The organism is Enterococcus sp. AZ089 (assembly GCF_050547225.1).
In the GTDB taxonomy this organism is placed as follows: domain Bacteria; phylum Bacillota; class Bacilli; order Lactobacillales; family Enterococcaceae; genus Enterococcus_D; species Enterococcus_D entomosocium.
In genome coordinates this window covers 1,905,368-1,931,509 of sequence record NZ_CP172954.1, presented here as the reverse complement: position 1 = coordinate 1,931,509, position 26,142 = coordinate 1,905,368, and the positions used below count along the sequence as shown (strand labels likewise).

General features: G+C 40.7%; 25 protein-coding genes. 19 read left to right on the top strand and 6 right to left on the bottom strand.

What is annotated here, in order from left to right; all coding sequences use genetic code 11:
* Position 1 precedes the first annotated feature (1 nt).
* The 7 genes from IGJ01_RS09020 to IGJ01_RS08990 all read left to right on the top strand — a co-directional run bounded on the left by IGJ01_RS09020 (position 2) and on the right by IGJ01_RS08990 (position 5,985).
* Positions 2 to 460 carry a hypothetical protein gene (locus IGJ01_RS09020; protein ID WP_008380064.1) on the top strand — a complete coding sequence of 153 codons (459 nt, stop codon included), beginning with the start codon at positions 2 to 4 and terminating at the stop codon, positions 458 to 460.
* 95 nt (positions 461 to 555) lie between these two features.
* Positions 556 to 1,251, top strand: coding sequence for a tRNA (adenine(22)-N(1))-methyltransferase (locus IGJ01_RS09015; protein WP_008380063.1), 696 nt, complete (start codon positions 556 to 558; stop codon positions 1,249 to 1,251).
* Entirely contained in the window at positions 1,248 to 2,366 is a 1,119-nt protein-coding gene (locus tag IGJ01_RS09010) for a Nif3-like dinuclear metal center hexameric protein (protein ID WP_301389207.1), read from the top strand. The genes IGJ01_RS09015 and IGJ01_RS09010 overlap by 4 nt, the downstream gene beginning before the upstream one ends.
* An 11-nt stretch (positions 2,367 to 2,377) precedes the next feature.
* Complete coding sequence (pepT, locus tag IGJ01_RS09005; RefSeq protein ID WP_301389208.1) at positions 2,378 to 3,610, top strand: peptidase T; 1,233 nt, start codon at positions 2,378 to 2,380, stop codon at positions 3,608 to 3,610.
* Between the two features lie 101 nt (positions 3,611 to 3,711).
* Positions 3,712 to 4,620 (top strand): diacylglycerol/lipid kinase family protein, encoded by a 909-nt coding sequence (locus tag IGJ01_RS09000; protein WP_016611838.1) that lies wholly within the window; start codon positions 3,712 to 3,714, stop codon positions 4,618 to 4,620.
* A 33-nt stretch (positions 4,621 to 4,653) separates the two neighbouring features.
* The gene (locus tag IGJ01_RS08995; protein WP_005235800.1) at positions 4,654 to 4,926 is read left to right on the top strand and encodes a DUF1294 domain-containing protein; all 273 of its coding nucleotides are present in this window, start codon (positions 4,654 to 4,656) and stop codon (positions 4,924 to 4,926) included.
* Positions 4,927 to 4,953: 27 nt separating this feature from the next.
* The gene (locus IGJ01_RS08990) at positions 4,954 to 5,985 is read left to right on the top strand and encodes a lysylphosphatidylglycerol synthase transmembrane domain-containing protein (protein ID WP_016620081.1); all 1,032 of its coding nucleotides are present in this window, start codon (positions 4,954 to 4,956) and stop codon (positions 5,983 to 5,985) included.
* Between the two features lie 39 nt (positions 5,986 to 6,024).
* Here IGJ01_RS08990 and IGJ01_RS08985 read toward each other — a convergent pair whose 3' ends face one another.
* On the bottom strand, positions 6,025 to 7,551 hold the full coding sequence (locus IGJ01_RS08985; RefSeq protein WP_042890725.1) for an ABC-F family ATP-binding cassette domain-containing protein: 1,527 nt from the start codon (positions 7,549 to 7,551) through the stop codon (positions 6,025 to 6,027).
* Positions 7,552 to 7,858: 307 nt separating this feature from the next.
* Here IGJ01_RS08985 and clpB point away from each other — a divergent pair, with 307 nt between their 5' ends.
* The 4 genes from clpB to lepB all read left to right on the top strand — a co-directional run bounded on the left by clpB (position 7,859) and on the right by lepB (position 13,858).
* Positions 7,859 to 10,462, top strand: coding sequence for an ATP-dependent chaperone ClpB (gene clpB / locus IGJ01_RS08980; RefSeq protein ID WP_042890726.1), 2,604 nt, complete (start codon positions 7,859 to 7,861; stop codon positions 10,460 to 10,462).
* Positions 10,463 to 10,629: 167 nt separating this feature from the next.
* Entirely contained in the window at positions 10,630 to 12,171 is a 1,542-nt protein-coding gene (locus IGJ01_RS08975; RefSeq protein WP_061054205.1) for an ABC transporter permease/substrate-binding protein, read from the top strand.
* Positions 12,168 to 13,121, top strand: coding sequence for an ABC transporter ATP-binding protein (locus IGJ01_RS08970; protein ID WP_005235811.1), 954 nt, complete (start codon positions 12,168 to 12,170; stop codon positions 13,119 to 13,121). Before IGJ01_RS08975 ends, IGJ01_RS08970 begins: the two co-directional genes overlap by 4 nt.
* A gap of 167 nt (positions 13,122 to 13,288) precedes the next feature.
* The gene (lepB, locus tag IGJ01_RS08965) at positions 13,289 to 13,858 is read left to right on the top strand and encodes a signal peptidase I (RefSeq protein WP_008380056.1); all 570 of its coding nucleotides are present in this window, start codon (positions 13,289 to 13,291) and stop codon (positions 13,856 to 13,858) included.
* Positions 13,859 to 13,917: 59 nt separating this feature from the next.
* On the opposite strand, the gene IGJ01_RS08960 is transcribed toward lepB, so the two are convergent.
* The 4 genes from IGJ01_RS08960 to IGJ01_RS08945 form a co-directional block, all read right to left on the bottom strand.
* A complete protein-coding gene (locus IGJ01_RS08960) occupies positions 13,918 to 14,103 on the bottom strand; it encodes a hypothetical protein (protein ID WP_005226019.1) in 186 nt (61 codons plus the stop codon).
* A 276-nt stretch (positions 14,104 to 14,379) separates the two neighbouring features.
* On the bottom strand, positions 14,380 to 15,045 hold the full coding sequence (locus IGJ01_RS08955; protein WP_008380055.1) for a hypothetical protein: 666 nt from the start codon (positions 15,043 to 15,045) through the stop codon (positions 14,380 to 14,382).
* The gene (locus tag IGJ01_RS08950; RefSeq protein ID WP_010748216.1) at positions 15,046 to 15,531 is read right to left on the bottom strand and encodes a nucleoside 2-deoxyribosyltransferase; all 486 of its coding nucleotides are present in this window, start codon (positions 15,529 to 15,531) and stop codon (positions 15,046 to 15,048) included.
* Positions 15,532 to 15,582: 51 nt separating this feature from the next.
* Positions 15,583 to 16,797: a GNAT family N-acetyltransferase gene (locus IGJ01_RS08945; RefSeq protein ID WP_301389866.1), complete on the bottom strand. Its 1,215-nt coding sequence runs from the start codon at positions 16,795 to 16,797 to the stop codon at positions 15,583 to 15,585.
* Between the two features lie 145 nt (positions 16,798 to 16,942).
* Here IGJ01_RS08945 and lepA point away from each other — a divergent pair, with 145 nt between their 5' ends.
* Positions 16,943 to 18,778 (top strand): translation elongation factor 4, encoded by a 1,836-nt coding sequence (lepA, locus tag IGJ01_RS08940; RefSeq protein ID WP_005235823.1) that lies wholly within the window; start codon positions 16,943 to 16,945, stop codon positions 18,776 to 18,778.
* Between the two features lie 1,108 nt (positions 18,779 to 19,886).
* Here the strand turns inward: lepA and IGJ01_RS08935 are convergent.
* Entirely contained in the window at positions 19,887 to 20,354 is a 468-nt protein-coding gene (locus tag IGJ01_RS08935) for an Rrf2 family transcriptional regulator (RefSeq protein ID WP_008380035.1), read from the bottom strand.
* A 115-nt stretch (positions 20,355 to 20,469) separates the two neighbouring features.
* On the opposite strand from IGJ01_RS08935, the gene IGJ01_RS08930 reads away from it, so the two are divergent.
* From IGJ01_RS08930 to IGJ01_RS08900, 7 genes are all read left to right on the top strand, one after another.
* Complete coding sequence (locus tag IGJ01_RS08930; protein WP_005235843.1) at positions 20,470 to 21,315, top strand: SDR family oxidoreductase; 846 nt, start codon at positions 20,470 to 20,472, stop codon at positions 21,313 to 21,315.
* Between the two features lie 60 nt (positions 21,316 to 21,375).
* Positions 21,376 to 22,185, top strand: a complete 810-nt coding sequence (locus IGJ01_RS08925; RefSeq protein ID WP_429969844.1) for a protein-ADP-ribose hydrolase — start codon at positions 21,376 to 21,378, stop codon at positions 22,183 to 22,185.
* Entirely contained in the window at positions 22,139 to 22,984 is an 846-nt protein-coding gene (locus IGJ01_RS08920) for an SIR2 family NAD-dependent protein deacylase (RefSeq protein ID WP_244731704.1), read from the top strand. The genes IGJ01_RS08925 and IGJ01_RS08920 overlap by 47 nt, the downstream gene beginning before the upstream one ends.
* A 10-nt stretch (positions 22,985 to 22,994) precedes the next feature.
* Positions 22,995 to 23,444, top strand: coding sequence for a pyridoxamine 5'-phosphate oxidase family protein (locus tag IGJ01_RS08915; protein ID WP_429969845.1), 450 nt, complete (start codon positions 22,995 to 22,997; stop codon positions 23,442 to 23,444).
* Positions 23,445 to 23,468: 24 nt separating this feature from the next.
* Positions 23,469 to 24,038, top strand: a complete 570-nt coding sequence (locus IGJ01_RS08910) for an NUDIX domain-containing protein (RefSeq protein WP_430600973.1) — start codon at positions 23,469 to 23,471, stop codon at positions 24,036 to 24,038.
* A gap of 529 nt (positions 24,039 to 24,567) precedes the next feature.
* The gene (locus IGJ01_RS08905) at positions 24,568 to 25,518 is read left to right on the top strand and encodes a zinc-binding dehydrogenase (RefSeq protein ID WP_218193063.1); all 951 of its coding nucleotides are present in this window, start codon (positions 24,568 to 24,570) and stop codon (positions 25,516 to 25,518) included.
* A gap of 273 nt (positions 25,519 to 25,791) precedes the next feature.
* Entirely contained in the window at positions 25,792 to 26,043 is a 252-nt protein-coding gene (locus IGJ01_RS08900; protein ID WP_015509648.1) for a hypothetical protein, read from the top strand.
* The last annotated feature ends 99 nt before the right edge of the window (positions 26,044 to 26,142 follow it).

Sequence of the window (26,142 nt, the reverse complement as noted above, 5' to 3'; positions counted from 1 at the left end):
GATGATGACAAAACAGGTAATAATAGGATTATCCTTTGCAGCAATGCTGCTTTTAACAGCTTGCGGCAATCAGGGAAACAGCGCTGCAAATGGGGAGACTGGAACTTCTGAAACTAGCGAGCAGACCAGTTCCGTATCAAATAGTACATCAGAAACGGAAACAGCCGCAATTTTTACTGGTGTTATCCAAGAAGATGCGATAGCAGGATCGGATGATACCTTTTCACTCTTTTTGAAAGAGGTGGCGGCAGTGGAAGATGACGATCAAGTCGTCCAAAGTTTTCAAAATGATGGGGTCATCCTACATGTCCCAGTCGAGGCTTATTCAGGAGATCTGGAGGAATTGACGGAAGGTGCTACCGTCCAGGTGACGTTGCAAGGCATACCGATCATGACGATGTCGATCCCACCGCAAATTCCCGGTAACTCGATTCAAAAGGTTGAATTAGTGAACGATTAATGCAATGTGCGCCTTGGCAATGGCACCACAGTCAAGACGCACATTTTTTTCTATTTATGGAAAGCGTGTTATACTACAAAAGAAGGAGTGACAATATGAACGAACATGCATTATCGGATCGTTTGGCTTGCGTGGGCGAACAAATTCCCGACCAAGCACGTTTCGCCGACATCGGTTCCGACCATGCTTACTTGCCTGTAGCATTGATGCTGCAGAACAAAATCTCTTATGCTGTAGCTGGAGAAGTTGTTCAAGGACCTTATGATTCTGCCAGCAAACAAGTGCGTAAGAACGGGTTAGCTGATAAAATCGTGGTTCGCTTGGCAGATGGACTGGACGCGATTCAACCTGAAGACAACATCGACACCGTTGTCATTGCTGGAATGGGCGGCACACTGATACGTTCGATTTTAGAAGAAGGTAGCCGGAAAAATCGCTTAGCGGGAGTCAAACGCTTGGTCTTACAACCGAATGTTGGGGAACGGACTTTGCGAGAATGGCTCGTTAGCAACAACTTTATAATCATTCATGAAGTACTTTTAGAAGAAAACGACAAAAACTATGAAATTATCGTTGCGGAAACTGGAAAAACGACGTATACGTCCCAGCAATTATTTTTTGGTCCTTTTTTATTAAAAGAAAAAAATCCAGTTTTCCTTAAAAAATGGCAACATGAATTAAAGCAACGACAACGCGTCATTAAAGAGTTAGAGAAAGCCAAAGAACCACCTGCTGAAAAAATCAATGAATTAAAGGATCAGATCGAATGGATCAAGGAGGTGTTGGCATGATTTCTGGTCAAGAATTTATCAAACGCTTTGAAGCATACTGCCCTTTGTGGTTGGCAGAAGAAGGCGATCCTGTTGGTCTACATGTTGGCACATTAAACAAACCGCTCGAGCGAGTCATGATGACTCTTGATGTACGTCCAGAAGTGGTTGCAGAAGCCATCGAGAAAAAGATCGACTTGATCATTGCCAAACACCCACCGATCTTTCGGCCTTTGAACCGCTTGCTGACAGATGATCCACAACAAAAGATGCTAATGGATCTCGTCAAGCATGATATTGCCGTTTACGCCGCCCACACCAATATGGATATTATTGAAGATGGTTTGAACGATTGGTTTTGTGAACTATTAGAAGTTGAACCCGACACGTATTTGAAGCAAACCCATCAAGTAAAAATGAAGAAGCTAGCTGTTTTTACCCCTGTTGAATCGGCACCAGCGTTACGAAAGGCATTAGGTAAAGCAGGTGCTGGTCAGCAAGGCAATTACCAAAATACCAGCTATTCCTTGATTGGCACCGGTCGCTTTACGCCACAGCAAGCGGCACATCCTGCCATTGGTGAGATCGGAAAAGAAGAACAGGTGCAAGAAGCGAAGATCGAAGTCATTTTTCCAGAAACGATCGAGAAAAAGGTGCTTTCGGCAATGATCGCTGCTCATCCTTACGAAGAGCCAGCTTATGATCTGTATGCCTTAGACAATTTGCCGAAAACCTATGGAATCGGACGGGTTGGCAACCTCGCTGAGCCTCTTTCCCTTGATCAGTTTGTCGAACGTGTCAAAGAGCGCTTTGGTTTGACTGCTTTACGCCTCGTCAGCTTTCCTGGTGCACCTGAAAAAATTCAGCGAATCGCCATTTGCGGCGGCAGTGGCCAATCGTTTTATTCGGATGCTTTACGCCATCAAGCGGATGTGTACATCACTGGCGATATCAGTTACCATTTCGCCCATGACATGCAAGCCAATGGGTTGATTGGGATCGATCCAGGGCACAATATCGAAAAGGAATGTATTCCTCGGTTTATTGAGAAATTCAACCAGTGGAAAGCAGAAGAGAACTGGGCTGTGACCTTTGTTCCTTCCACCACTTCAACAAATCCATTTGACTATAGATAGGAGAATCTTTTATGTACGAAAATTTATTGCCTCGCTTTTTGAATTATGTAAAAACAGAAACTCGCTCTGATGCGACAAGCACGACAACACCTTCTACCCAAACACAGGTCGCGTTTGCCAAAGAACTGCAAAAAGAACTTGAAGAATTAGGATTAAGCGATGTTCATTACAATGAATCAAATGGTTTTGTGATCGCAACATTACCAAGTAACGTGGATCATGACGTACGCTCCATCGGTTTTATCGCCCATATGGATACCGCCGATTTTAATGCAGAGAATGTTGATCCGCAGATCATCGAAAATTACGATGGCGAATCAACCATTAAATTAGATAAAGAAGGAAAATACACATTAAACACAAAAGATTTTCCGAATTTAAAAAATTATGCTGGGGAAACCTTGATCACTACTGATGGTACTACTTTATTAGGTTCTGATGATAAGTCAGGTATTGCAGAAATCATGACAGCCATGGAAATTTTACTTAAAAACCCAACGATCAAACATGGGGAAATCAAAGTCGCATTTGGCCCTGATGAAGAAATTGGGGTTGGTGCAGATAAATTCGATGTTGAAGATTTCAATGTTGATTTTGCGTATACAATGGATGGCGGTCCAGTAGGAGAATTGCAATACGAGACCTTTAATGCGGCGCAAGCTGAAATTACGATCCAAGGAAAAAATGTCCACCCTGGAACTGCTAAAGACACCATGATCAACGCTTTGCAACTAGCAGTCGATTTTCAAAATGCGCTACCGGCTGATGAAGTTCCTGAGAAAACCGAAGGGACAGAAGGGTTCTTCCATTTGATGAGTCTCAGCGGCTCAGTAGAAGAAGCGAAAATGGCATACATTATTCGAGACCATGACCGGACCCGTTTTGAAGAAAGAAAAGCACAATTATTAGCGGTTCAAGAAAGCTTGAATGCCCGCTTTGATGAACCGAGAGTACACGTTCATCTATATGATCAATACTACAACATGAAAGAAATCATCGAAAAAGATATGAGTATCATTGATCTAGCAAAAGATGCGATGGAAGCAGTGGGAATCACTCCGATCACAGAACCTGTTCGTGGTGGAACCGATGGCTCGAAAATCTCCTATTTAGGGATTCCAACACCGAATATCTTTGCTGGTGGAGAAAATATGCACGGACGTTATGAGTTCGTCTCACTACAATCAATGATGAAAGCGACCGATGTGATTGTAAAAATCGCCGAACTGAATGCTCAAGCATAAACGTTGATTTTTGATTTGTTGGAATAAATGAAAAACTCTTGGGCTGGGAACTCTTCACGCAGGTCTTGCGTAAGACCCGGCCTTTTTAGGATGTGAATAGGATGAAAATTCTCGTTTTATACAATGATACAGCGGGGAAAAGTGAAGCAAAAGAAACAGCAGAAAAATTCCAAGCCTATGTGAAAGAACAAGGCGAAGAGCATCAAGCGTTCTTGCAGGCCTCAAATCCAGACGTCGATCCCAAAGACGTTCGAGAGGCTGCCGAAAAACACGCAGTCGATACGATTGTGATCATTGGTGGAGATGGGACGATCCATCATGGATTGCAAACCTTTAAAGAAAAGTTAGATGTGTTGAAGGTCGGCATCATTCCTGGTGGAACCGTAAATAATTTTGCCAGAATGTTGGGGATACCGGTGAAGCCCGAAGAGGCCTTCGAGACGATCTTAACGGGGGTTGAGCGATCGATCGACTACGGGACGGTCAATGATCAAGTCATGATCTCGACCATGACCATTGGTCTTCTGGCAGATACCGCCGCAGCCACTTCCCAAGAAGAAAAACAGCAATATGGGCCGTTAGCGTTTATGAAACGGTTCATTCATCTGTTGATCAAAAAGAAACAATACAAATTAGAAGTCATTGCTGACGAACGGAAATGGCAGGGGAAAACTCAATTACTGACGATCGTCATGTCGAATTCAGCAGGTGGGTTTAAGAACTTCGATGAAGAAGCAAAGCCTGATGACGGATTGTTTCATATCATTCTTTTGCCAAAACTGAATATTTTACGATTTATTTTGTATTTACCAAGAATTATTCGTGGTAGAATTGCCAAAGTACCAAGTGTTGAATATTTCACTGCCGCAAAGGTCTCAATAAAGGCCAAAGAAAAAACGGTTCATACTCGAACCGATGGCGACCCAACGGATGATCTACCGATTGAGATGAAAGTTATCAAACATGGTTTGACGATGCTGGTACCTGAAGAAGCACAAGAATCAAAATAATGATCCCTACGATCAATCATATGGAGGAAATGGATGAATGCACTGATTTACAATCCATTGTGGTTTTATTTAATTGCAGTCAATCTTTATCTTTTCTGTCTGATGGGGTATGATAAATATCAGGCAGTGAAACAAGGTTGGCGGGTTCCCGAAGCAAATCTCCTTTTTATGGGGGCGATTGGCGGAGGATTAGGCGGTTTAATTGCGCAACGCGTATTTCGCCACAAAACAAGAAAGAAGAAGTTTCACCTCTTTTTTGCTTTTGGCACCGTTTTTGCTATCCTGCTGATGGTCTTTTTTGCATAAATTCGGTATAACAAGCAAGGAGTTAATATGAAAACTAAAGTGAAGTTCGCCCTTAATTTACTTTTACTAGTAGGGATTCTGGGTGTGATGTATTTTTTTGTCCGTAACTCGATGATGGATATTTTGGCGGGGCTAAGAGAGACCAGCTTTCTCGTCGTCTTACTGGTTATGGGGCTTGGCACATTGTACCTAGTGATTGAAGGACGAACAGTCAAAGAGATTGCCGTGACTTTCCAACCGGAATTCACAACCAAGGCGGGGTTTCTGACCGTCTGTTACAGTGGTTTTTATCGGATTGTGACGTTTGGGGCAGGCACCTTAATCTCAGAGGTGAATTTTTACCGTAAAAATGGCTTGCAGTTGTCACAGGGCGTTGGGGTCACCACCTTACACATGGTGATGTATAAGTTCGCCATATTGACTTATGCAATCGCTGGGTTGATCATTCAATTTTCGCTATTCTATGACAATGCACCCAATATGATTTGGGTAATTTTAGCGGGGATCGTACTCGTTTTTTTGATCATTGCCGCTTTGTTAGCACTTTCGGTCAGCATCAACATTCAAGTCTTTTTCGTGATCGTCAGCAATAAGCTGTTCAAAAGTGCGACATTAAGAGGAATCGTTGACAAATGCAACACCCAAATTTATTCTTTACGAGAAACAGTCAATGCGATCATTACCGACCGCACCGCTTTCTTGCGTATCTATTTGTGGAATCTTTTGAAGATGCTGCCTTGGTATGTGATTCCTTATGTGATTCTTGTTGTGCAGCATCCAGAGATCGATTTCTTGTTGACGTTATCCTTCATCAGTTTTGCCGTCGTCTTGTCCGGGGTGATTCCAACACCGGCAGGGATCGGATCATTTGAATTTATTTATATGCTGCTTTTTGGTCCATTAGTTGGCACGGTCGATGCTGCGTCTTCCATGCTACTGTACCGTTTAGCAACATTCATTTGGCCCTTCATAATTGGTTTTGCTTATGTAATGAAAGAAAAACGCAAAGATATTAGCCAAGAGTTGACTGAATTAAGAAAAGAAAAAGTGGAAAGTTAAAAACACGCTTATCTTCGAATAGAGGATAAGCGTGTTTTTTTAGTCTTTCAAATCAATGATCCGATCAACAAAGGATTCATAAAACTCGCCTTCATGGGAAACGATCAAAACTGTTCCAGGAAAGGCCGCTAGGGTTTCTTCCAAATTGTTTTTCGTATCTTGATCGATATGGTTGGTCGGTTCATCAAGAATCAAGAAGTTACTTTTGATCAACATCATTTCGGCTAGTTTGACTTTTGTCTGTTCACCACCACTTAATAGCTTCAATTCTTCCTGGGCTAATTGGCTAGGTAAACCTGCCCGAGAAAGTTGCCGTCGCAATTCTTTGTTGGTGGCCTTCGGAAAAAGATCCTCAAGGTATTGAAGAGGGGTCTGCAATGGATATTCCCAGTCAAGGTCTTGAGAAAAGTAATTGAATTTTGTATGCTGTGGGTAAGAAACGACCCCTTCAATTGCTGGGATCACACCAAGAATCGTTTTGATCAATGTTGATTTACCGATCCCATTAAATCCCCGTATAGCAATTTTTTCGCCATAGCGGATCGTTAGGTTGATCGGGGAGAGTAAGGGCTTTTGGTCGTATCCAATGACTAGATTGGTGGTTTCCAAGGCCAAGGTGGTAACGATTGGTGCCAAATCAAATCCTAAATGGGGTTTAGGGACATCTTGCGGTGGGGTCAAACGATCAATTTTTGCCAACTGCTTTTCACGACTCTTTGCCATCGTTGAACGAGAACCAGCTTTGTATTTACGAATATAGCTTTCGGTTTTCTTGATATGCTCTTGTTGTGCTTCGTATTGCTTCATATAGCTTTCATTTTGCAGCGTTTTTAGTTTTAATGCTTTGTCTAAATTCCCCGTATACTTAGAAAGCTTGCCAAATTCGATATCAATGATATGGGTCGTGATTTCGTTAAGGAATTGACGATCATGAGAAACGACTAAATAGGTACCGGTAAAGTCCTGTAAAAACTCAACTAGCCATTTGATGTGCTCATCATCTAAGTGGTTGGTCGGTTCATCTAAAATCAGCATGTCGGGTTTTTCTAGCAGCATTTTTGCCAAGATCAGTTTTGAGCGTTGACCACCACTTAAAGAAGCGAGGGGGGTATCCATTCCGAGAACCGAAATACCTAACCCTTCTGCTAGATCATCGATCAATGTATCCATTTGGTAGAAATTTCCTTGATCCAATTGATTTTGCAATTCGCCCGCTTTTTCTAAAAGCTTATCGTCGAGGCTTTCGCCATAAGAAGTATAAAGATCGGCAATCTGTTGCTCTTTTTCGAAGTCTTCTGCAAAGGCAGAGCGCAAAAAATCACGGATCGATTGCGTTTCATCAACATTGACGTATTGATCCAAATAGCCCATTTTCAAATTTTTCGGAAATTGGACGAAGCCATCATCGGGGAGAATTTCTCCTGTAATGATTTTGATTAAAGTACTTTTGCCAGCGCCGTTCCGTCCAATCAAACCGACTTTTTCACCACGGTTGATTTGAACGGAAACGTCTTCGTAAAGCAATTTGTCGCCAAATTGTTGGCTAATATTCGTTAATGTTAACATCATTTCCTCCATATAAAAAAGCTGTAAACAGTAGACGTTACAGCTAAGTAGATAATCTTACTGAATAAAAATCGCCAAAAAGCGATCAAAACGATCAGGAAAATCGATTGTTCCTGACCAATCAGGACCTAGCATACCATTGCTGCTTCCCATCTGTCAATTTTCATGAAAGAATACTGAAAAAAATCTTGATGTTCGAGGGAAAACTTTTGACCATTACTGACCAACGTTGTATAATAGAAGAGTAGAAAAAAGGATACTGCTTGCAGCGTACTTTTTTCTGACTACCATTTTGGGAGGGAAAAGTATGAACCCAGAAAAAATGACGACTACATTACAAAGTGCTATCGCTGAAGCCCAGCAGATTGCCATGACCCGTCACCATCAAGAAATTGATATTCCGCATTTATGGAAGATTTTATTGCAAGCCAATCAATTCGGCCGCAATTTTTACACGGACACAGGTCTCGATGTCGATGCTTTTGAAAAGGAAGTCGACCGACTATTAGATGAACTGCCTTCGGTTGAAGGAGGAAATGTTCGTTATGGTCAATCCATGAGTCAAAATCTGTTTCATCTTTTGTCTGAGGCAGATCAATTAAAAAATGAATTTCAAGACGAGTATCTTTCCACAGAAATCGTCCTTTATGCGTTGATGAAATTGAAAAATCATCCATTGACGGTGTATTTAAAGAAACAAGGAATCAGCGCGAAAGAAATCAAGCAAACGATCGAAACATTAAGAGGAGGGGATCGTGTGACCTCACAAAATCAAGAAGAACAATACAAAGCTTTAGAAAAATACGGCGTTGACCTGGTGCAACAAGTCCGCAGCGGAAAAATGGACCCAATTATCGGACGAGACGAAGAAATTCGCGATGTGATTCGCATCCTTTCTCGGAAGACAAAAAACAATCCCGTTTTGATTGGTGAACCAGGAGTTGGTAAAACAGCCATCGTTGAAGGATTGGCACAACGGATCGTGCGAAAAGACGTCCCAGAAAACCTAAAAGACAAAACGATCTTTTCTCTGGATATGGGTGCCTTGATCGCAGGTGCTAAATTCAGAGGTGAATTTGAAGAGCGTTTGAAAGCTGTCTTACAAGAAGTGAAAAAAGCCGATGGACGCATCATTCTCTTTATTGATGAGATCCACAATATTGTAGGTGCTGGTAAGACGGAAGGCAGCATGGATGCTGGAAACTTACTGAAACCAATGCTGGCACGGGGAGAATTGCATACGATTGGCGCAACCACCCTTGATGAATACCGTCAATACATGGAAAAGGATAAAGCTTTGGAACGTCGTTTCCAAAAAGTGCTGGTACAGGAACCAACCGTTCAAGATACGATCTCAATTTTACGTGGGTTGAAAGAACGGTTCGAGATCCATCATGGCGTCAACATCCATGACAACGCGCTTGTTGCAGCGGCTACCTTATCTGACCGTTATATCACGGACCGCTTTTTACCAGACAAAGCCATCGATTTGATCGATGAAGCAAGTGCCACGATTCGGGTGGAAATGAATTCGATGCCTACTGAGCTCGACCAAGTTACCCGTCGTTTGATGCAACTTGAGATCGAAGAAGCCGCATTGAAAAAGGAATCCGATGATGCATCGAAAAAACGCTTAGGCATTTTACAAGAAGAATTGGCGGAATTGCGTGAAGAAGTCAATACCATGAAAATGCAGTGGGAAACGGAAAAAGAAGAAGTCAATGCAGTTTCCAACAAACGGGCAGAGATCGATAAAGCCAAGCATGAGTTGGAAGATGCTGAAAATAACTATGATTTGGAACGGGCAGCTGTTCTTCGTCATGGGACGATTCCACAACTGGAAAAAGAACTAGCTGAACTGGAAGAAAAAAATCAAGATGAAGGCATTCGGATGGTCCAAGAATCAGTGACCGAAAATGAGATTGCCCTAGTCGTTGGACGTTTGACAGGGATTCCTGTTGCGAAATTAGTGGAAGGCGAACGGGAAAAACTGTTGAAATTAAATGAGACCTTGCATCAACGAGTGATCGGACAAGACGAAGCCGTCGATGCCGTCAGTGATGCCGTCATTCGTTCACGAGCTGGCCTGCAAGATCCAAATCGACCATTAGGTTCCTTCTTGTTCTTAGGTCCGACCGGCGTCGGTAAGACCGAATTAGCGAAAGCGTTGGCGGTCAATCTCTTTGATTCAGAAGAGCATATGGTTCGGATCGATATGAGCGAATACATGGAAAAACATTCGGTGTCTCGCTTAGTCGGTGCCCCTCCAGGCTATGTAGGGTTTGAAGAAGGTGGACAATTAACTGAAGCTGTTCGACGCAATCCATACACGATCGTCTTATTGGATGAGATCGAAAAAGCCCATCCTGATGTTTTCAATATCTTATTACAAGTGCTTGATGATGGCCGTTTGACAGATTCAAAAGGGCGAGTCGTTGATTTCAAAAATACAGTCTTGATCATGACTAGCAATATCGGCTCTCAAGTCTTGCTAGATGGCGTGACCGCAGAAGGGACGATCCCAGAAAACGTTGCTGAAAATGTCCGTAATCTCTTGAGAGGGCATTTTAAACCAGAATTCTTAAATCGGATCGACGACACGATTTTGTTCACACCGCTTAGTCTAAACGATGTGACAGGCATCGTCGACAAGATCATCGCACAGCTGTCACAACGACTGGAAGTCCAAGATATACTGTTGACGATCACTGAAGAAGCCAAACGCTGGATCGCTGAAAATGCTTATGAGCCAGCATATGGTGCGCGACCTCTCCGTCGGTTTATCACGAGAGAAGTCGAAACCCCATTGGCAAAAGAAATCGTTGCTGGCAGAGTCTTACCAAAGACCCAAGTCACGATTGAATTATTGAACGAACAGCTGGTTTTTGAAAATACGCCAATTACCGAGTAATAAAAAGATAAAAAATGGATAAATGCAAAACGATGGTTGCCGTTTCATTGGCAGCCGTCGTTTTTTTGCCGCTCAACATAAGACAAAAAAGTTCCCCTTGCTTGTTGTTTGGAGGAAATTCGCACTTCGATTATACTGTTCTTATGGAGTAGGAGAGGAATGAAAAGATGAATACTTTTTTTGAAACGTTGAATGAGCGAAAAGGGGAATTGCTGACAGCTGTCTTTGAGCATTTGTCATTGTCAATCATTGCGCTGCTGGTGGCGATCGTTATTGCTGTCCCGTTAGCCATTTGGCTGGTTAATCATAAACGGGCAGCGGAAGTCGGCCTACAAATAACGAGTGTGCTACAAACGATTCCATCACTGGCACTGTTAGGTTTATTGATTCCATTTGTGGGGATCGGAACGCCGCCTGCGTTGATCGCACTAGTTATTTATGCGTTATTGCCGATCTTTCAAAATACCTATATTGGCCTTTCGGAGATCGATCCATCAATCGAAGAAGCTGCGGCGGCATTTGGTATGTCTCGGATGCGCCGATTGATCAAAGTCGAATTGCCGATTGCCTTGCCTGTCATTATTTCGGGGATTCGCACGGCGTTGGTCTTGATCATCGGAACAGCGACTTTAGCCGCTCTGATTGGCGCTGGTGGGCTAGGTTCCTTTATTTTGTTGGGGATCGATCGGAATGCCCCTGAATTAACGTTGATCGGCGCGATCGGGTCTGCTTTACTGGCTATTATTTTCAGTACGTTGATCCGTTATCTACAACACCTGAAACCGCGCTATACCTTGATTACGCTGGCAGCGATCATCTTGCTGATTGGCGGCGTTTCTTTTTCACAGAGCGGATTTTTCGCGCCGAAAACCATTACCATCGCTGGGAAGTTAGGGTCTGAACCTGATATCTTGATCAACATGTACAAAGAATTGATTGAGCAAGAAGATCCTGATGCACAGGTTGAATTGGAACCTAACTTTGGGAAAACTTCTTTCTTATTCAGTGCTTTAGACAATGACCAAGTCGACATTTATCCAGAATTTACTGGAACTGTGTTGGAGAGTTTAGTGGATGTACCGGAAAAAACCGCTAGTCAAAAACTTGACTCTGACGAAACCTATACCGAAGCAGTCAATCTGTTAAAGGATCAGTTTGAGATGACCTTGCTTCAGCCGATGGCGTATCAAAATACCTATGCGTTGGCTGTGAAAAAAGAATTTGCTGAGGAAAATGGACTAACCACGATCTCTGATTTGAAGAAAATCGAAAATCAAATCAAAGCCGGCTTTACCCTCGAATTCATTGATCGGACGGACGGTTATGCGGGCATCCAAGAACTCTATGGGCTAGATTTTCCAAGTGTCCAAAGTATGGAACCAGCATTGCGTTATCAAGCCATCAATAATGGCGACATCAATCTACTGGATGCCTATTCCACGGACAGTGAATTGCGTCAATATGGCTTAGTTATTCTAGAAGACGATCAAGAACTATTTCCACCTTATCAAGGAGCGCCTTTGATGAAAGAAGCCTTTGCCAAGGAACATCCAGAAGTCGTCCGTGCATTGGAAAAGTTGGCAGGTAAAATCACCGAAGAACAAATGAGTGAAATGAATTATCAGGTCAATGTCGAAGGAAAAAATCCAGCAGAAGTCGCGCGTACCTTCCTGATAGATGAAGGATTAATTAAGGAGGGACAAGAATGACACCAATTATTGAATTTAAAAACGTCAGTAAAAAGTTTGATCAAAAAATAGTGATCGATCAATTAGATCTGAGCATCAATAAAGGGGAAATCTTTGTTTTGGTCGGTCCTTCTGGGAGTGGGAAAACGACGACTTTGAAGATGATCAACGCGTTGTCAGAACCAACGGATGGCGATATTTACTTCAAAGAAAAACGAATCAAAGAATACAATATCCAAAAAATGCGTTGGCAAATGGGGTATGTTCTCCAACAAATCGCCCTGTTTCCGACAATGGATGTGAAGCAAAATATTGAAGTAATCCCAGAGATGTTAGGGTGGTCGAAAAAAGATCGCTCAGAAGCCGTGGATCGTTTGCTGACACAGGTCAAACTTGACCCAGAGCAATACCGCCATCGAATGCCTAAAGAGTTGTCAGGAGGAGAACAGCAGCGGATCGGGATTTTAAGAGCGTTAGCTGCTAACCCAGAAATTATTCTGATGGACGAGCCCTTTAGTGCTCTTGATCCAATTTCTCGAAATTCCTTACAGGAGTTAGTCCTCGATTTGCACCAAGAGCTTGGGACGACGATTATTTTTGTCACGCATAACATGAAAGAAGCGGTAAAACTAGGTACGCGCATTGCTGTCATGAATCAAGGGAAGATCGTCCAATGTGATACACCGGAAGTGATTGTCTCGCAACCAAAAACTGCTTTTGTGAAAAGTTTTTTTGAAGAGACCGGTGAAGACGAAGCAAAACTGGTCACTGCAGGGGATTTGATGCGGATGAACTTTTTCAGCGATGAAGTCAACCCAGTGGCTCCTCAAATCGCTGCATCTACTACTTTAAATGAGTTGTATACCTTATTTGCAACTCATGACACGGTAGTGATTGAAGAAGAGCAGAAACTCGTAGGGAGTCTAAGTCGAAAAGATGTGTTTGCTTTCTTGAGTCGTGATCGAACGTAAAAGGTTCTTTATGGCCACTAGAAATGTCATATTTTTTTAAAAATCGATGATTTCTCTTGCTCAATGTAAAAATTCCACGTAAGATTGAGGAAGATATCTTTTGTCAGAATGCCAGAAACGAGCTTTGATAATGACAAAAGATGCAGTAAAGGAGCGAAAGAGCAGCTATGGTAAAAATCCTAAAAGAGAATTGGTTACTGCTTTTCTTTATCGTCGCCGTGGTTCTCATCCGTTTGTTTGTCCTGACGCCAGTTCAAGTCAGTGGCCATTCTATGGATCCAACTTTGGCCGATAAGCAGCGTTTGATTGCATCAAAAATTTCTTCATATGACCGCCAAGACATCGTGATATGTGTTGAACCAGATGATCCAAGCAAAATCGCTGTCAAGCGGCTGATTGGTTTACCCGGTGATACCATTGAAATGAAAGATGATGTCCTAACAATCAATGGAGAAGTATACGAAGAACCCTATTTAGATGATTTTAAAGAGAAATTTGCGGACGATCAATTACAAGACGAATATTCTTATCGCGAAATGTTTCAGCAAATCGCCGCTGGTGCCGAACACTTTACCGATGATTTCACGGTAACGGTTCCTGAAGGCAGCTATTTTGTGATGGGAGACAATCGTTTGATCTCTCGGGACAGTCGCAGTTTCGGGGTTGTAACAGAAGATCAAATGGAAGGGAAAGTGCTGCTGCGTTTTTGGCCTTTGAATCAAATCAAACTTTTCTAATCACAAAAAAACATTCTTGCCAATGCAGCGAAAACGCCGCAACTGGCAAGAATGTTTTTTTAGATGACCCAAGCGACAAATGCAACCATTGAAAAGAACATCGTCCAAACCGCAATAATAGCTGATGCGATAAAAATAATTTTGATTGATAAAGGTTGGACAAATTTTCGGGCATCTTTAGAGAACGCATAGGTGATCGATGAAAAAATCAAGCAGCATAAAATAAAAAACACTGTTAGAACCATAAGCCTCTCCTTTACTGACGCAATGTCAAATGAATAATGTAATTATAACAGACCATGGTTTTTTGGGGAAATAAAAATGATTAAACGAGGGAATTTTCTTGTAGTTGTAACCGTTTTATAGGGAAGTGTAAGGAAGGTCGAACCTTGTTAGACAGCGAATCCATAAAAATAAGATGTGTTATTTAAGTATTTTTATAAATTTTTCTTTATCAATAAAAGAACAAAAGAAAAAAGCTTGTTGAAAAACGATGGTTTCAACAAGCTTTTAAAGGTTGGTTATGATAATTTTTTAATCCGATAACTTTCAAAGTAATCAGGTTTGCCTCGTCCTTGAACATACGCGATCACGCCCATCAAAGCAGCACCAATCGTGTTGGTTAGTAAATCACCCATCGTATCCATCAATGCTTCACGACCAATAAACGGGGTGCCATCTAAGGTTGCATAACGTTGGAGATTCATTCCACCAACAGAGTCGCAGATGAATTCCCAAAACTCCCAGAAAACACCACACAAGCCAGCAAAAGCAAAGCCCATCAGTAAAAATAACCAAGGCGAAACTTTTGAAACGGGCACTTCTTTTAGTAAGAGACAGATCAATCCATAGCCTACAGCCGTCAAGACCATAGGACTCACCGCATGCAGAATTTTATCCCAGAAAGCAATGGTTTCGATCAAATGTAAGATCGTCCCCATGAATACGGAGATCAGCAAGAAAAACCAATAAAAGTAGACGGTGGCATTTGGTAGCTGGATTTTTAAGAACTTTTTACTCATTTCTGGGACAAAGATCAATAAAATCCCAAGTAAGGCTTGACCCAAGAAAATCAGTCCTTGTGTTTGCGGATAGACGCCACGGAAAAATTCCCACAAAGAAAAACAAAACACGAGAATACCGAAAATAGTGAATACCTTTTGCAGTCGCTGATAATTTTGCCCCATTTAGTTGTCCTCCGAAAGATAGTCTGCTAAGCCAGCTAAAAGGGCTGCTTCAGAGGAATAAATCTCACCGTTTAGCTTGATCAAACCCACCGTATAAAGATTGACATAGTGGAACTGATTTTCCGCAACGGTTTGTAATGCTGCCAGCTTTTGCTGATTATCGGCACCTTGTTGGCGACTATCTGTATAAAGCCCTAACACAGGAATGCCTTTTGCATAGGCGACACCGATCTCAGAGGCAACCCCAGCATCGATGGTCAAACCATCCAGCAAAGCGATCATCAAATCGCTTTCCAGTACTTTTTCGGTATCTGCCAACGCAATCATTTTGCTATCCGCGTAGGCGGACTTATCATTGATCGCGGCATTTTCTTGAGGTAAATAAATCTCCAGCTGCGGATACTGCTGACGAATCGACGCAACAAGTTCGGCGTTGTAGCGAAGGTCACTAGCAGCAAACAGGGGAGCAGCAAAATATAGTTTCATTCAAAAACACTCCTTAATCATTCATAGTTGTACGTTTTGTTGATTCGTTGTTTAGAAATAATCACTGAAATAGGCTTCCATATCAGGGATGATCGATTCTAGTAATGCCAGTGTTTCTGAATCGGTATTTAGCCGTTCCACACGCTCTAAGTAAGCTGGACGGCGGTAATTCATCAACAGACAAGACAATGTCTGAATATCCAGCTGGACAGCTTTTCCGATGGCTTCTCTTGAAACCACGATCTCCCCGTGATTGTATTGGACACCGAAGATTCCGTTGTTCCAATCGGCAACTGGGTCAGAAACAACAAAGTGAAAGGGTGTTTGAAAGGCTTCAAATGGGAAGTTTTTCAAAAACTGTTCAACATCGACGATCCGCGCCATGTAATAAGGCTCAATGGTTTCTTTGATTTGGCTATCATCCAGGTAGAAGGACAGGGGTTCATTTGAATAAATGTCTCCTTTGACCCAATAGACCATTGAGAAATGAGCAGAGATAAAATTCCAAAGACCATTGCGGGCTTCTTGATCTAAGTAGAACATTTCCTTTACATGGAAGACTTCTTCGGCTACCCAATAAAAAAGTACACCAGTCGGATGACCACTGGCATTGTAATAGACAGCCGCGGTGCGCTCTTCTTCATTTTCATAGCGCCAATACTCTTCCCAGTGAAAAGAGGTCCGCTGCAAGGCGCCATGGTTGTCGCGGGAGAATTGGTTGTAGACAGTAAAAACATCAGGGTCATCCACTTCTTTGCGCTCTACGATCCCAGGGACTTCTTTGGTTTTCGGAAGCTGGGTATCACGAATTTTGAAGGTCAGCTTGTCGGACATGATCTCCCAGCCTTTGCGACGATAGTAGGGCACATTGTATGGATAAAGGTAGGAGATCCATTGCTGATCTTCCCGCATGGTTTCTAAGGCAAGCTTGATCAAGTCTTTCATCAGGCCATGTCCGGCATATTCAGGGTAGGTCCCAACACCGGTCACTCCGCCCATTTTGATTAATTTGCCGTGTATATTGACTTCACAAGGATAAACGGCGATTTGCGAGATCAACTTGTCTTCATTGAACCAGCCAAAGACCTTGGAAAGCTCTAAGATCGGGCGCTTAGATTTAATCATTTCCCGTTTGCTCTCATAGCCGCTTTCTTCAATATCCGATTCAGTGATCTGAAAAACGTAGCTTAACAGTTCGTTGAACTGATCAACGTCTTTTTCATCCACCGCTCGAATATGTAGATTTTGATGAAAATTATTGTCCATTCTTTCAACTCCAATTTATTTGCTAGCTCTAGTATAGCAAAACCTGAATGAATATGTCTAAATAACGGTTAAGAAAAATACTTTAACTATTGGCGTTTCGTTGGTATAATAGAAAAGCTGACTAAAAGAAATGAGGAACGTATCCATGAACATAGAAGAAATGAAAAAACGACAGGAGAAGATTCGTAATTTCTCCATTATCGCCCATATCGACCATGGGAAATCAACACTGGCGGACCGTATTTTGGAACAAACCCATACGGTGACGTCTCGGGAAATGCAAAACCAATTATTAGACTCCATGGATCTTGAACGTGAACGAGGAATCACGATCAAATTAAATGCTGTGGAACTTAACTATACCGCCAAAGATGGAGAAACCTACATCTTCCATTTGATCGACACCCCAGGGCACGTCGATTTCACCTATGAAGTTTCCCGCAGTTTGGCCGCTTGTGAAGGCGCCGTACTCGTCGTTGATGCGGCTCAAGGGATCGAAGCACAGACATTGGCAAACGTCTACTTGGCGTTAGACAATGATTTAGAGATCCTACCAGTTATTAACAAAATAGACTTGCCAGCTGCCGATCCTGAGCGAGTACGAACAGAGATCGAAGATGTTATAGGTATCGATGCCAGTGAAGCTGTTTTAGCTAGTGCCAAAGCAGGTATTGGGATCGAAGACATTTTGGAACAAATCGTTGAGTATGTCCCAGCTCCAGCAGGTGATATTGAAGCACCGTTAAAAGCGTTGATCTTTGACTCCGTGTACGATTCCTATCGTGGGGTGGTCTTAAACGTCCGCATTATGGACGGGATGGTCAAACCTGGAGATAAAATCAAAATGATGAGCAATGGCAAGACCTTTGACGTCACGGAAGTCGGTGTCTTTTCACCCAAAGCTATTCAACGAGATGCGTTGATGGTGGGCGATGTTGGGTATATCACTGCTGCCATCAAGACTGTTAAAGATACGCAAGTCGGAGATACGGTGACTTTAGCCAACAATCCAGCAGCCGAAGCATTGGAAGGCTACCGCCAAATGAATCCAATGGTTTATTGCGGATTGTACCCAATCGATACCTCACGCTACAACGACCTTCGAGAAGCATTGGAAAAATTACAACTGAATGATGCAGCATTGCAATTTGAGCCAGAAACCTCTCAAGCGTTAGGATTTGGGTTCCGATGCGGCTTCTTAGGCCTATTACACATGGATGTCGTGCAAGAACGGCTAGAACGTGAATTTAACCTTGAGCTGATTACGACTGCACCATCCGTAATCTATCATGTCAACAAGACAGATGGCTCAATGGTCGTCGTTGATAACCCAGCAGAATTTCCTGAACCAGTCACGATCGACAATGTACAAGAACCATACGTAAAAGCACAAATCATGGTTCCTAATGATTACGTCGGTGCTGTAATGGAATTGTCCCAACGCAAACGGGGAGACTTTGTCACGATGGATTACTTGGATGATTATCGAGTAAACGTCGTTTATGAGATCCCATTATCGGAAATCGTCTTTGATTTCTTTGATAAATTGAAATCCAGCACGAAAGGGTATGCATCACTCGATTACGAAATGTCTGGTTACCGCACTAGCAAGCTAGTGAAGATGGACATCTTGCTGAACACTGAAAAAGTCGATGCATTGAGCTTTATCGTTCACCGTGACTTTGCTTATGAACGAGGCAAAGCCATCGTTGAAAAACTGAAGAAACTGATCCCACGACAACAATTTGAAGTACCGATCCAAGCAGCCATCGGACAAAAAATCGTTGCCCGTTCAGACATTAAAGCCTTGCGTAAAAACGTATTGGCGAAGTGTTACGGCGGTGACGTTTCTCGAAAACGCAAACTCCTAGAGAAACAAAAAGAAGGGAAGAAGCGGATGAAACAAATCGGCTCTGTCGAAGTACCGCAAGAAGCCTTCATGGCAGTTCTTAAGATGGATGAGGATGAACCGAAGAAGTAACTCGTTTCAATTTGAAAAGTCTAATAAAGCAATCTTTTCTTGTGTTAGAAAAAAGTGATTTAACCGTTTATAAAATTTAAACAGTTATACGGATTGTCACTGTTGAATAAAAGGACAAGAAAAAAATCTCTTGCTTGAGAATTTTTAGTTGTCAGCGTATGAAAGAGCATCTCATAAGGAGGTGCTTTTTTCATACCATTACATAAAAATGAATGAATCCATAGAGGAAAGCATTTAAAGAAAAGCAGATTATCCAATCGTTCAACTCTGGAATATTTAGCGATGAAGAAAATTCTTTTCAAGCTGCTATTGAAAAAAAAAAATGGGTTGAGTGACCTATCTTAGCAGTGTGATAAAGTTTTGAGTATGATACAAATGTATAAGAGAAGTAGCTCAAAAAAAAGTCTCGGCTATTAACAGAGATAAAGAAATAGCAGCGTATTAATTACTTCTCTCCTGAAACACTATCAAAAAACTAAATTGAGATGCCACTTTTAAATGATCATCAAGAAAGCACGCTAGAAAAAGAGAAGAAGCTTTATTTCTTGACGGCGATCACCAAACCGTTCTACTATCAAATTGATAGCCCTCCGTATGATTCGATAATTAAATGAAGGGTGAGCAATCGACGCCAGCTCACTCAAATATCGTCAATGGAAAATTCAGAGAGTAACTAAATTTTTGGATGCAAAATCCGTATTGAAATGACATCGATCATCAGAGGGAAACAAACATGTTTTACGGGTATTTGAACTTTAAGAATGAAATGTTTCTGTAGTTGATCTAAGTAGCAGGCCGATAGATCAAGCTGTTTTACATCCACGAGTAAAAGAAAAGAGGAACGGAAATGAAGTAGGCAGTTACTGGTGCCACAGTGAATTTAGGCAGTCGAGTAGTGAAAGAATTTAGTCGTTTGGTCGATAAGAAAGAAATATTTGCTCTTGTGCATACACTGTCTCTATGAGCAATAGTCAGAGCTGCAGAAAAAGCAAGTGAATGACAACGCTATTTCTTATGAGTGGTGTCGAAAGATGTGAAGACGTAAATCAATTTCATTTGTAACGAAAAAGCCCACTGAGATGTCAGTATCTCAATGGGTTTTTTGGTTTTATAAAAATGGCTCAAGAAAAGATTTGTTTTCCGGTCGTTTGCTTTCCTCTAAACTTGCAATACTTGTTAATAGAGAGAACAGATTGATTTTCGCCATTTTTTCTTCGACAGTTACTTGCAATTCATTATACGCACCATCCAGTACTTCTTGTATATTTGCACCAACAATGCAGTCTGGATTCGTTTTAGGATCGACTTGAATGAGATTTGTGTTTCCATGAATACTTTTATATATATCAAGTAGACTAATATCTTTGGGGTCCTTTGCTAAATAGGGCTTTGGTTTCCCAGTAGTTGTTCGGATCAGTCCAGATTTTTTTAAGTTTGCCATTATTTTTCTGACATTTGCAGCATTAGTTTCTACACTTTGAGCAATCATCTCACTTGAGAGCATATTAGTATCTTTATAGATGACGATATAACACATAATATGAATTGCATCACTGAGTTGAATAGAATATTTCAAGTGAATTCAGTCCTTTTTAGATTTTCTTCTTGACTTATCTTAACATACTATTTATTATATAGGTGTATCTTATAATTGTACAGCTGAATGTACGAACTAAAAAGGAGTGTTTTATATGACATATTTAGTAACAGGAGCTACTGGTGGTTTTGGAGGATATGCACTTGAATTCTTGAAAGATTTAGTTTCTAAAGATCAGATCTATGCTTTGGTACGATCTGAAGAAAAAGCAGCTACACTAAAAGAGAAAGGCTACAATGTAAGAGTAGGGGATTATTCTGACATCAATTCGTTGAGTAACGCTTTTGACGGCATTGACCGCTTGCTTTTTGTGTCTGGCGCACCAGGCAATCGTCAAGAAGAACATGCTAATGTGGTTAAGGCAGCCAAAGACGCTGGTGTTCAGTATATTGCTTATACAAGTTTTGCTGATGCAGATCACTCAACAAGTGCATTAGCTGCTGATCACATCTTTACTGAAAAACAAATCAAAGAAGCGGGAATTGCGCATACATTTTTACGTAATAACTGGTATTTAGAAAATGAAATGCCGATTATTGGCGGTGCTTTAGCTAGTGGGAAATTCGTTTACGCAGCTAAAGAAGGCAAAACCGGCTGGGCTTTGAAGCGCGAATATGCTGAGGTTGCTGCAAAAGCACTAGCAGGAACAGAATACCCTGAAATCCTTGAATTATCGGGCAGCCCTATTACTTATGCTGAATTAGCAGCAGCTTTAAAAGAAGCAACAAGGAAGGAAATCGAAGTAGTTTCATCTGATGATCAAACCTTTGTAGATAGTTTGACAGCAGGCGGTTTACCACAACCTGTTGCAGAAATGTTCTTGTCTTTCCAACATGATATTAAAAATAATCAATTAGATGTGACATCTAGTGACTTTGAACAAGCTTTGGGTAAGCCTTTGACGAGTCGCGTAGAAGCAATCAAAGAGTTGTTAAATTAGTCTTGCTATTTCCCGATTATCGAAAATAATCGGGAAATTTTTATAAAGAAGGTGTTGACGATGAACCATAGCGAAAAGAGGAAATGGCTGATTAACTATTTATTAGAGGAAAACAGTCACTTAAGTAAAATAGTAGATGCTAGCTCGGATGATCCGAAAGAACAAAATGATTTATTGCGATGCTTATTAAATATAAGAGAAGCGCGACCTATTCATAAGGACTTTATTGACATTCAAAATCAATTTCTTTTAGAAGAAAGAGCTGAAAATCAGATTTTTTCACTAAACGATGCGCAACAGTATACAAAAAACCTTTATCTCTGGCAAGGAGATATCACGAGGTTGGAAGTGGACGCCATCGTAAACGCTGCAAACGCACAGCTACTAGGATGTTTTGTTCCATTACACAGGTGCATCGACAATGCGATCCACTCTGCAGCAGGTATTCAATTAAGACTAGCATGCAAAGAAATCATGGACGCACAAGGGCATTTGGAAGAAACCGGCTATGCAAAAATCACCGACGGCTATAACTTGCCTGCCAAAAAAGTGATACATACTGTTGGGCCAATCATAAAAGATACCGTAACTAAAGAACACGTATCCTTATTGGCTGACTGTTATCGTCGCGTCTTGTTGCTTTGCGAAGAGTATCAATTGAAGAGCGTCGCTTTTTGTTGTATCTCAACAGGAGAATTTCGTTTTCCCAATGAGTTAGCTACAGAGATCGCTATCAAAACAACGCAAGAATATGTAACGCGTGTTCATTCACCTATAAAAATTATTTTCAATGTGTTTAAAGACATTGATAAGGAGTTGTACCATGAAAAACTACAACAATTATCAGAAAGTTTATCAAAAGATAACTGAAGCAGAGGCAATCGTTATCGGTGCTGGATCAGGCCTTTCTGCTGCTGCCGGGTTAACCTATTCTGGTGAACGGTTCAAAAAATATTTCAGAGACTATATTGATTATTATCATTTAACCGATATGTATTCTGCCGGATTTTATCCCTTCGATTCATTAGAGACGTATTGGGGTTATTGGAGTAAACATGTTTTTCATAATCGATATCAGCCTGAGGCTTTGCCGCTATATAAAGAGCTTCTATCTTTGGTAGAAGAAAAAAATTACTTTGTCATTACTACTAATGTAGATCATCAGTTCCAAAAGACGGGCTTTGATAAGAGACGATTATTTTATACACAAGGTGATTATGGGTTATTTCAATGTTCACGTGCCTGCCATAACAAGACGTACGAGAATGAATCATTGATTATGCAAATGGTCCATCAGCAGAATCAGTTCAAAATTCCCAAGCACCTCATACCATATTGCCCCAAATGTGGACAACCGATGCGGGTCAATTTACGGATAGATCAATTTTTTGTACAAGATGATGGTTGGGAAAGCGCAGCTAACCGATACAAAGAATTTCTAGAAAATTATTTAGGTACTAAAATCGTTTTTTGGGAGATCGGTATTGGTAACAACACGCCTTCCATTATAAAATATCCATTCCAAGAAATGACGAGGGCAACGAATCAGTCGACCTATATCGTCTGTAACCAACAAGCACAACGCATACCAGATGAACTCATGGATAAAACGATTATTCTACAAGGAAATATAGTTGAAACGATCAGAGAAATCGATAATTTTAGATAGGAGCGCATTCATGGACCATTCAAAAATGAAGACAGAAGATTATTTGAATTATTTAAAAAATGAGATTCATTCTACCGTTTTCGCCACAGTAGACGAAAACGGAAATCCGGTCACCAGAGTAATCGATATTATGTTGGTAAAAGAAACGAAGCTGTATTTTTTGACTGCAATATCCAAGCCGTTTTATAAACAGCTCAAAATGAACCCGGTCGTTTCCATCACAGGTATAGAAGGAGAAACATCAATGGAATCGTTTTCTATTACCTTACAAGGGAGAGTAAATGAAATAGGCTCTACCTATTTAGATGAAATTTTTGAGAAAAATCCTTACATGGCAAAAATATACCCCTCTGTAGAAGACCGAAATGTTTTACGAGTCTTTGAAATTTATAAAGGCGTTATGTCAATCTTTGATTTAAGCAAAAAGCCTATCTATCAAAACGCTAAATCTTTCGGATAACTCAAAGCAAAAGGAGACAATCACATGGCAAATAAAGTATCAGAAGAGGAAATGAACGAAGAAGAGTGGTTAAGCTGGTATAAGAAGCAGGAATTACCACAATATCCAAAACCAGCATTTACTGTTGACAATTTGATATTCAATGTCACGTCGGATGCAGTATACATTTTACTTGTCAAAAGAAAAAATCATCCTTTCAAAGGAAGGTTCGCTTTGCCAGGTGGCTTCGTTAACGAAGGAGAAAATATCATTAAGGCTGCCATCAGAGAGTTAAAGGAAGAAACGGGCGTGGAAGTGCAGGAAGTTTCTTTATTAGGTGTATATGGAGATAAAAATCGGGATTCCCGTGGATGGACTATTTCTGCTGTTTATATAACTGTTCTACAGCAGATGAAGACTCTTTATGCAGGAGATGATGCTTCTGAGGCTTTTTGGTATAGGGTTGATAAGGACAAAGTACTCTATCAATATGTTACGTCAAAAGAACGATCCTCTACGGAGAACTGGGAATCTCTTTTTGCTTTTGATCATGCGCAAATCATCCATGATGGATTTAAGTGGTTGAACGACGAATTAAGGCAAAGAGGCCTTTAACAAGTAGAAGCGATGTGGCTTAATTTTTTTCGAGTGGGGATAATTATTTATATGATAAAATTGATTGATCGCCGGGCGACTTACGCCATCTCTTTCCTGATATCCTCTAAAAACCATGGATAGTCAGTTTGGTTCCGATGTAATGAACTACTTCTGAGGATTTATCAGACTTAAAAGATGATGGCTTCAAATCCTCACTTCTTTCTCTTAGTAATAGTCAGCTTTGTTATAATCCTGTTTTACACAAAAGTAGTTGATTTATCTAGGAATAAGGTGGGTTAGACATAACTGGAATTGATAAGGAGGATCTGAACGAATAATCTACTTTGACGAATCTCATCTAGAAGAATAGAATGAAAGTATCTTCGTGAGAAGGTGCTTTTTTTATAGTAAAAAATGACCAAAAGAACTTAAATTATTTATTTTTATATGATTTCAATCTAATGATAGTTGGCTAAGTGATAGAGCTTTGGTTTCATAAAGAAAATCACACGATTTTGATTGGCAAAAGATAGGAGATGTTTTGTGCATGAAGGCATTGTACTTTAAAGAATTTGGCGATTCAGATGTGTTAACTTATGGTGAATTGCCTGATCCCGTCATTCAAGAAAATGAGCTAATGATAGAAATGATGTATATTGGGTTGAATTATGCAGATATTTATCGAAGAAAGGGCAGCTATCATATTGAATCCCGAGACCCTTTTATCAATGGCTATGAAGGAGTAGGGAAGATTGTTCAAAAAGGAACATCAGTCTCCAAATTTCAGCTAGGGGAAACGATTCTTTTTGTGGATGTTCCTTTTGCCAACGCAGAATTGGTGGCTGTTCCTGAGGAAAATGCCATCCGTATTCCATCTGGTATACCACCTAAATTAGCAGCCAGTATTGGTCTGCAAGGGTTGACAGCTGATTTTTTAGCTCATGATCTTGGCAATAATGTGAATAATAGTAAGGTCTTCGTCCATGGGATAAGTGGTGGTGTCGGACAAATTTTATCGCAACTATTAACCGCAGATGGTCTAGAAGTTTATGGCGTCACTTCTACGGAAGAAAAGCGACAACTGGCTTTAGACCAAGGAGCAAAACATGTCTTTTTAAGAAATACAGAATGGCAAGAAACCTATATTTCTTTCTTTGATACCGTTTATGATGGCATTGGGCATACATTAGCCGAAAGTGTCGACTTGCTCAAAAATAGAGGGAAGGTTATCTTTTTTGGCATGGCCGGCGGAAATCCGCCAGCGATCGACTTTATTCCCTTGTTATCAAAATCAAAAAGTATTTTGACAGGGGATCTGTGGGATTACTTGACAAGTTTTCAAGAGCGGGAGAGAAGAAGCACCCGACTGTTTACTTACTTTAGCAAGGATCAAATGAAAATCAGTCAACCAACCATTTTTTCCTTAGCTGACGGAAAAGCTGCCCATGATTATTTAGAATCTGGAAAAAGTGTCGGGAAAATTTTGCTGCAACCATAAGAAAGTAAAAAAGCTAAATGACTTTATCAGAAAAGATACACCGAATGTTTGCTAATTCACTAAATTATCTTTTTATATAATCGATACTTTTCTTATGATAAATCATTAAGGATAAAAATAAGTATAAAATGAGTAGAATATTGCAAGAATCTAATGTTTTCTGTTTCTTCAGTGAGAATCAGATAAAACTTTGTGATAAACAGTACATTTAATTTGAAAATATTTAATTACAGCAGTAAGATAAATATATCAAATACTTAAGGAGTGATATCTATGACAAACTATGAAGAAAAGGAAGCAAAAGCATTGGTAAAGATTGCCGAGGTTCTTGATAAGTTAGATGAGAATTTAGCTGAATTAGACACACTAGATGCTGACGCAAAAAAACATAGTATGAAGAAATGGATCGTTGAGAAAAAAGCGATTCACGAAATCAAAAAGATCGCACACGAAGCCGGTAAGTATGAAAAGTACGATGAAAAAGCACTACAAAAAGAAATTGATGAAGTTGAGAAGTATATGTAATTGAAGAAAAATAAGAAATTGTCTTCATTATTCAGCAATTGAAATCTGAATTGATAAAAGCCAGATTTTAATTGAAGATTTAGAATTGACGATGATCTC

What these genes read in the sequence shown, in the direction of transcription:
- IGJ01_RS09020 (WP_008380064.1), top strand. Translation starts at nt 2, where the DNA reads ATGATGACAAAACAGGTAATAATAGGATTATCCTTTGCAGCAATGCTG.
- IGJ01_RS09015 (WP_008380063.1), top strand. Translation starts at nt 556, where the DNA reads ATGAACGAACATGCATTATCGGATCGTTTGGCTTGCGTGGGCGAACAA.
- IGJ01_RS09010 (WP_301389207.1), top strand. Translation starts at nt 1,248, where the DNA reads ATGATTTCTGGTCAAGAATTTATCAAACGCTTTGAAGCATACTGCCCT.
- pepT (WP_301389208.1), top strand. Translation starts at nt 2,378, where the DNA reads ATGTACGAAAATTTATTGCCTCGCTTTTTGAATTATGTAAAAACAGAA.
- IGJ01_RS09000 (WP_016611838.1), top strand. Translation starts at nt 3,712, where the DNA reads ATGAAAATTCTCGTTTTATACAATGATACAGCGGGGAAAAGTGAAGCA.
- IGJ01_RS08995 (WP_005235800.1), top strand. Translation starts at nt 4,654, where the DNA reads ATGAATGCACTGATTTACAATCCATTGTGGTTTTATTTAATTGCAGTC.
- IGJ01_RS08990 (WP_016620081.1), top strand. Translation starts at nt 4,954, where the DNA reads ATGAAAACTAAAGTGAAGTTCGCCCTTAATTTACTTTTACTAGTAGGG.
- IGJ01_RS08985 (WP_042890725.1), bottom strand. Translation starts at nt 7,551, where the DNA reads ATGTTAACATTAACGAATATTAGCCAACAATTTGGCGACAAATTGCTT.
- clpB (WP_042890726.1), top strand. Translation starts at nt 7,859, where the DNA reads ATGAACCCAGAAAAAATGACGACTACATTACAAAGTGCTATCGCTGAA.
- IGJ01_RS08975 (WP_061054205.1), top strand. Translation starts at nt 10,630, where the DNA reads ATGAATACTTTTTTTGAAACGTTGAATGAGCGAAAAGGGGAATTGCTG.
- IGJ01_RS08970 (WP_005235811.1), top strand. Translation starts at nt 12,168, where the DNA reads ATGACACCAATTATTGAATTTAAAAACGTCAGTAAAAAGTTTGATCAA.
- lepB (WP_008380056.1), top strand. Translation starts at nt 13,289, where the DNA reads ATGGTAAAAATCCTAAAAGAGAATTGGTTACTGCTTTTCTTTATCGTC.
- IGJ01_RS08960 (WP_005226019.1), bottom strand. Translation starts at nt 14,103, where the DNA reads ATGGTTCTAACAGTGTTTTTTATTTTATGCTGCTTGATTTTTTCATCG.
- IGJ01_RS08955 (WP_008380055.1), bottom strand. Translation starts at nt 15,045, where the DNA reads ATGGGGCAAAATTATCAGCGACTGCAAAAGGTATTCACTATTTTCGGT.
- IGJ01_RS08950 (WP_010748216.1), bottom strand. Translation starts at nt 15,531, where the DNA reads ATGAAACTATATTTTGCTGCTCCCCTGTTTGCTGCTAGTGACCTTCGC.
- IGJ01_RS08945 (WP_301389866.1), bottom strand. Translation starts at nt 16,797, where the DNA reads ATGGACAATAATTTTCATCAAAATCTACATATTCGAGCGGTGGATGAA.
- lepA (WP_005235823.1), top strand. Translation starts at nt 16,943, where the DNA reads ATGAACATAGAAGAAATGAAAAAACGACAGGAGAAGATTCGTAATTTC.
- IGJ01_RS08930 (WP_005235843.1), top strand. Translation starts at nt 20,470, where the DNA reads ATGACATATTTAGTAACAGGAGCTACTGGTGGTTTTGGAGGATATGCA.
- IGJ01_RS08925 (WP_429969844.1), top strand. Translation starts at nt 21,376, where the DNA reads ATGAACCATAGCGAAAAGAGGAAATGGCTGATTAACTATTTATTAGAG.
- IGJ01_RS08920 (WP_244731704.1), top strand. Translation starts at nt 22,139, where the DNA reads ATGAAAAACTACAACAATTATCAGAAAGTTTATCAAAAGATAACTGAA.
- IGJ01_RS08915 (WP_429969845.1), top strand. Translation starts at nt 22,995, where the DNA reads ATGGACCATTCAAAAATGAAGACAGAAGATTATTTGAATTATTTAAAA.
- IGJ01_RS08910 (WP_430600973.1), top strand. Translation starts at nt 23,469, where the DNA reads ATGGCAAATAAAGTATCAGAAGAGGAAATGAACGAAGAAGAGTGGTTA.
- IGJ01_RS08905 (WP_218193063.1), top strand. Translation starts at nt 24,568, where the DNA reads ATGAAGGCATTGTACTTTAAAGAATTTGGCGATTCAGATGTGTTAACT.
- IGJ01_RS08900 (WP_015509648.1), top strand. Translation starts at nt 25,792, where the DNA reads ATGACAAACTATGAAGAAAAGGAAGCAAAAGCATTGGTAAAGATTGCC.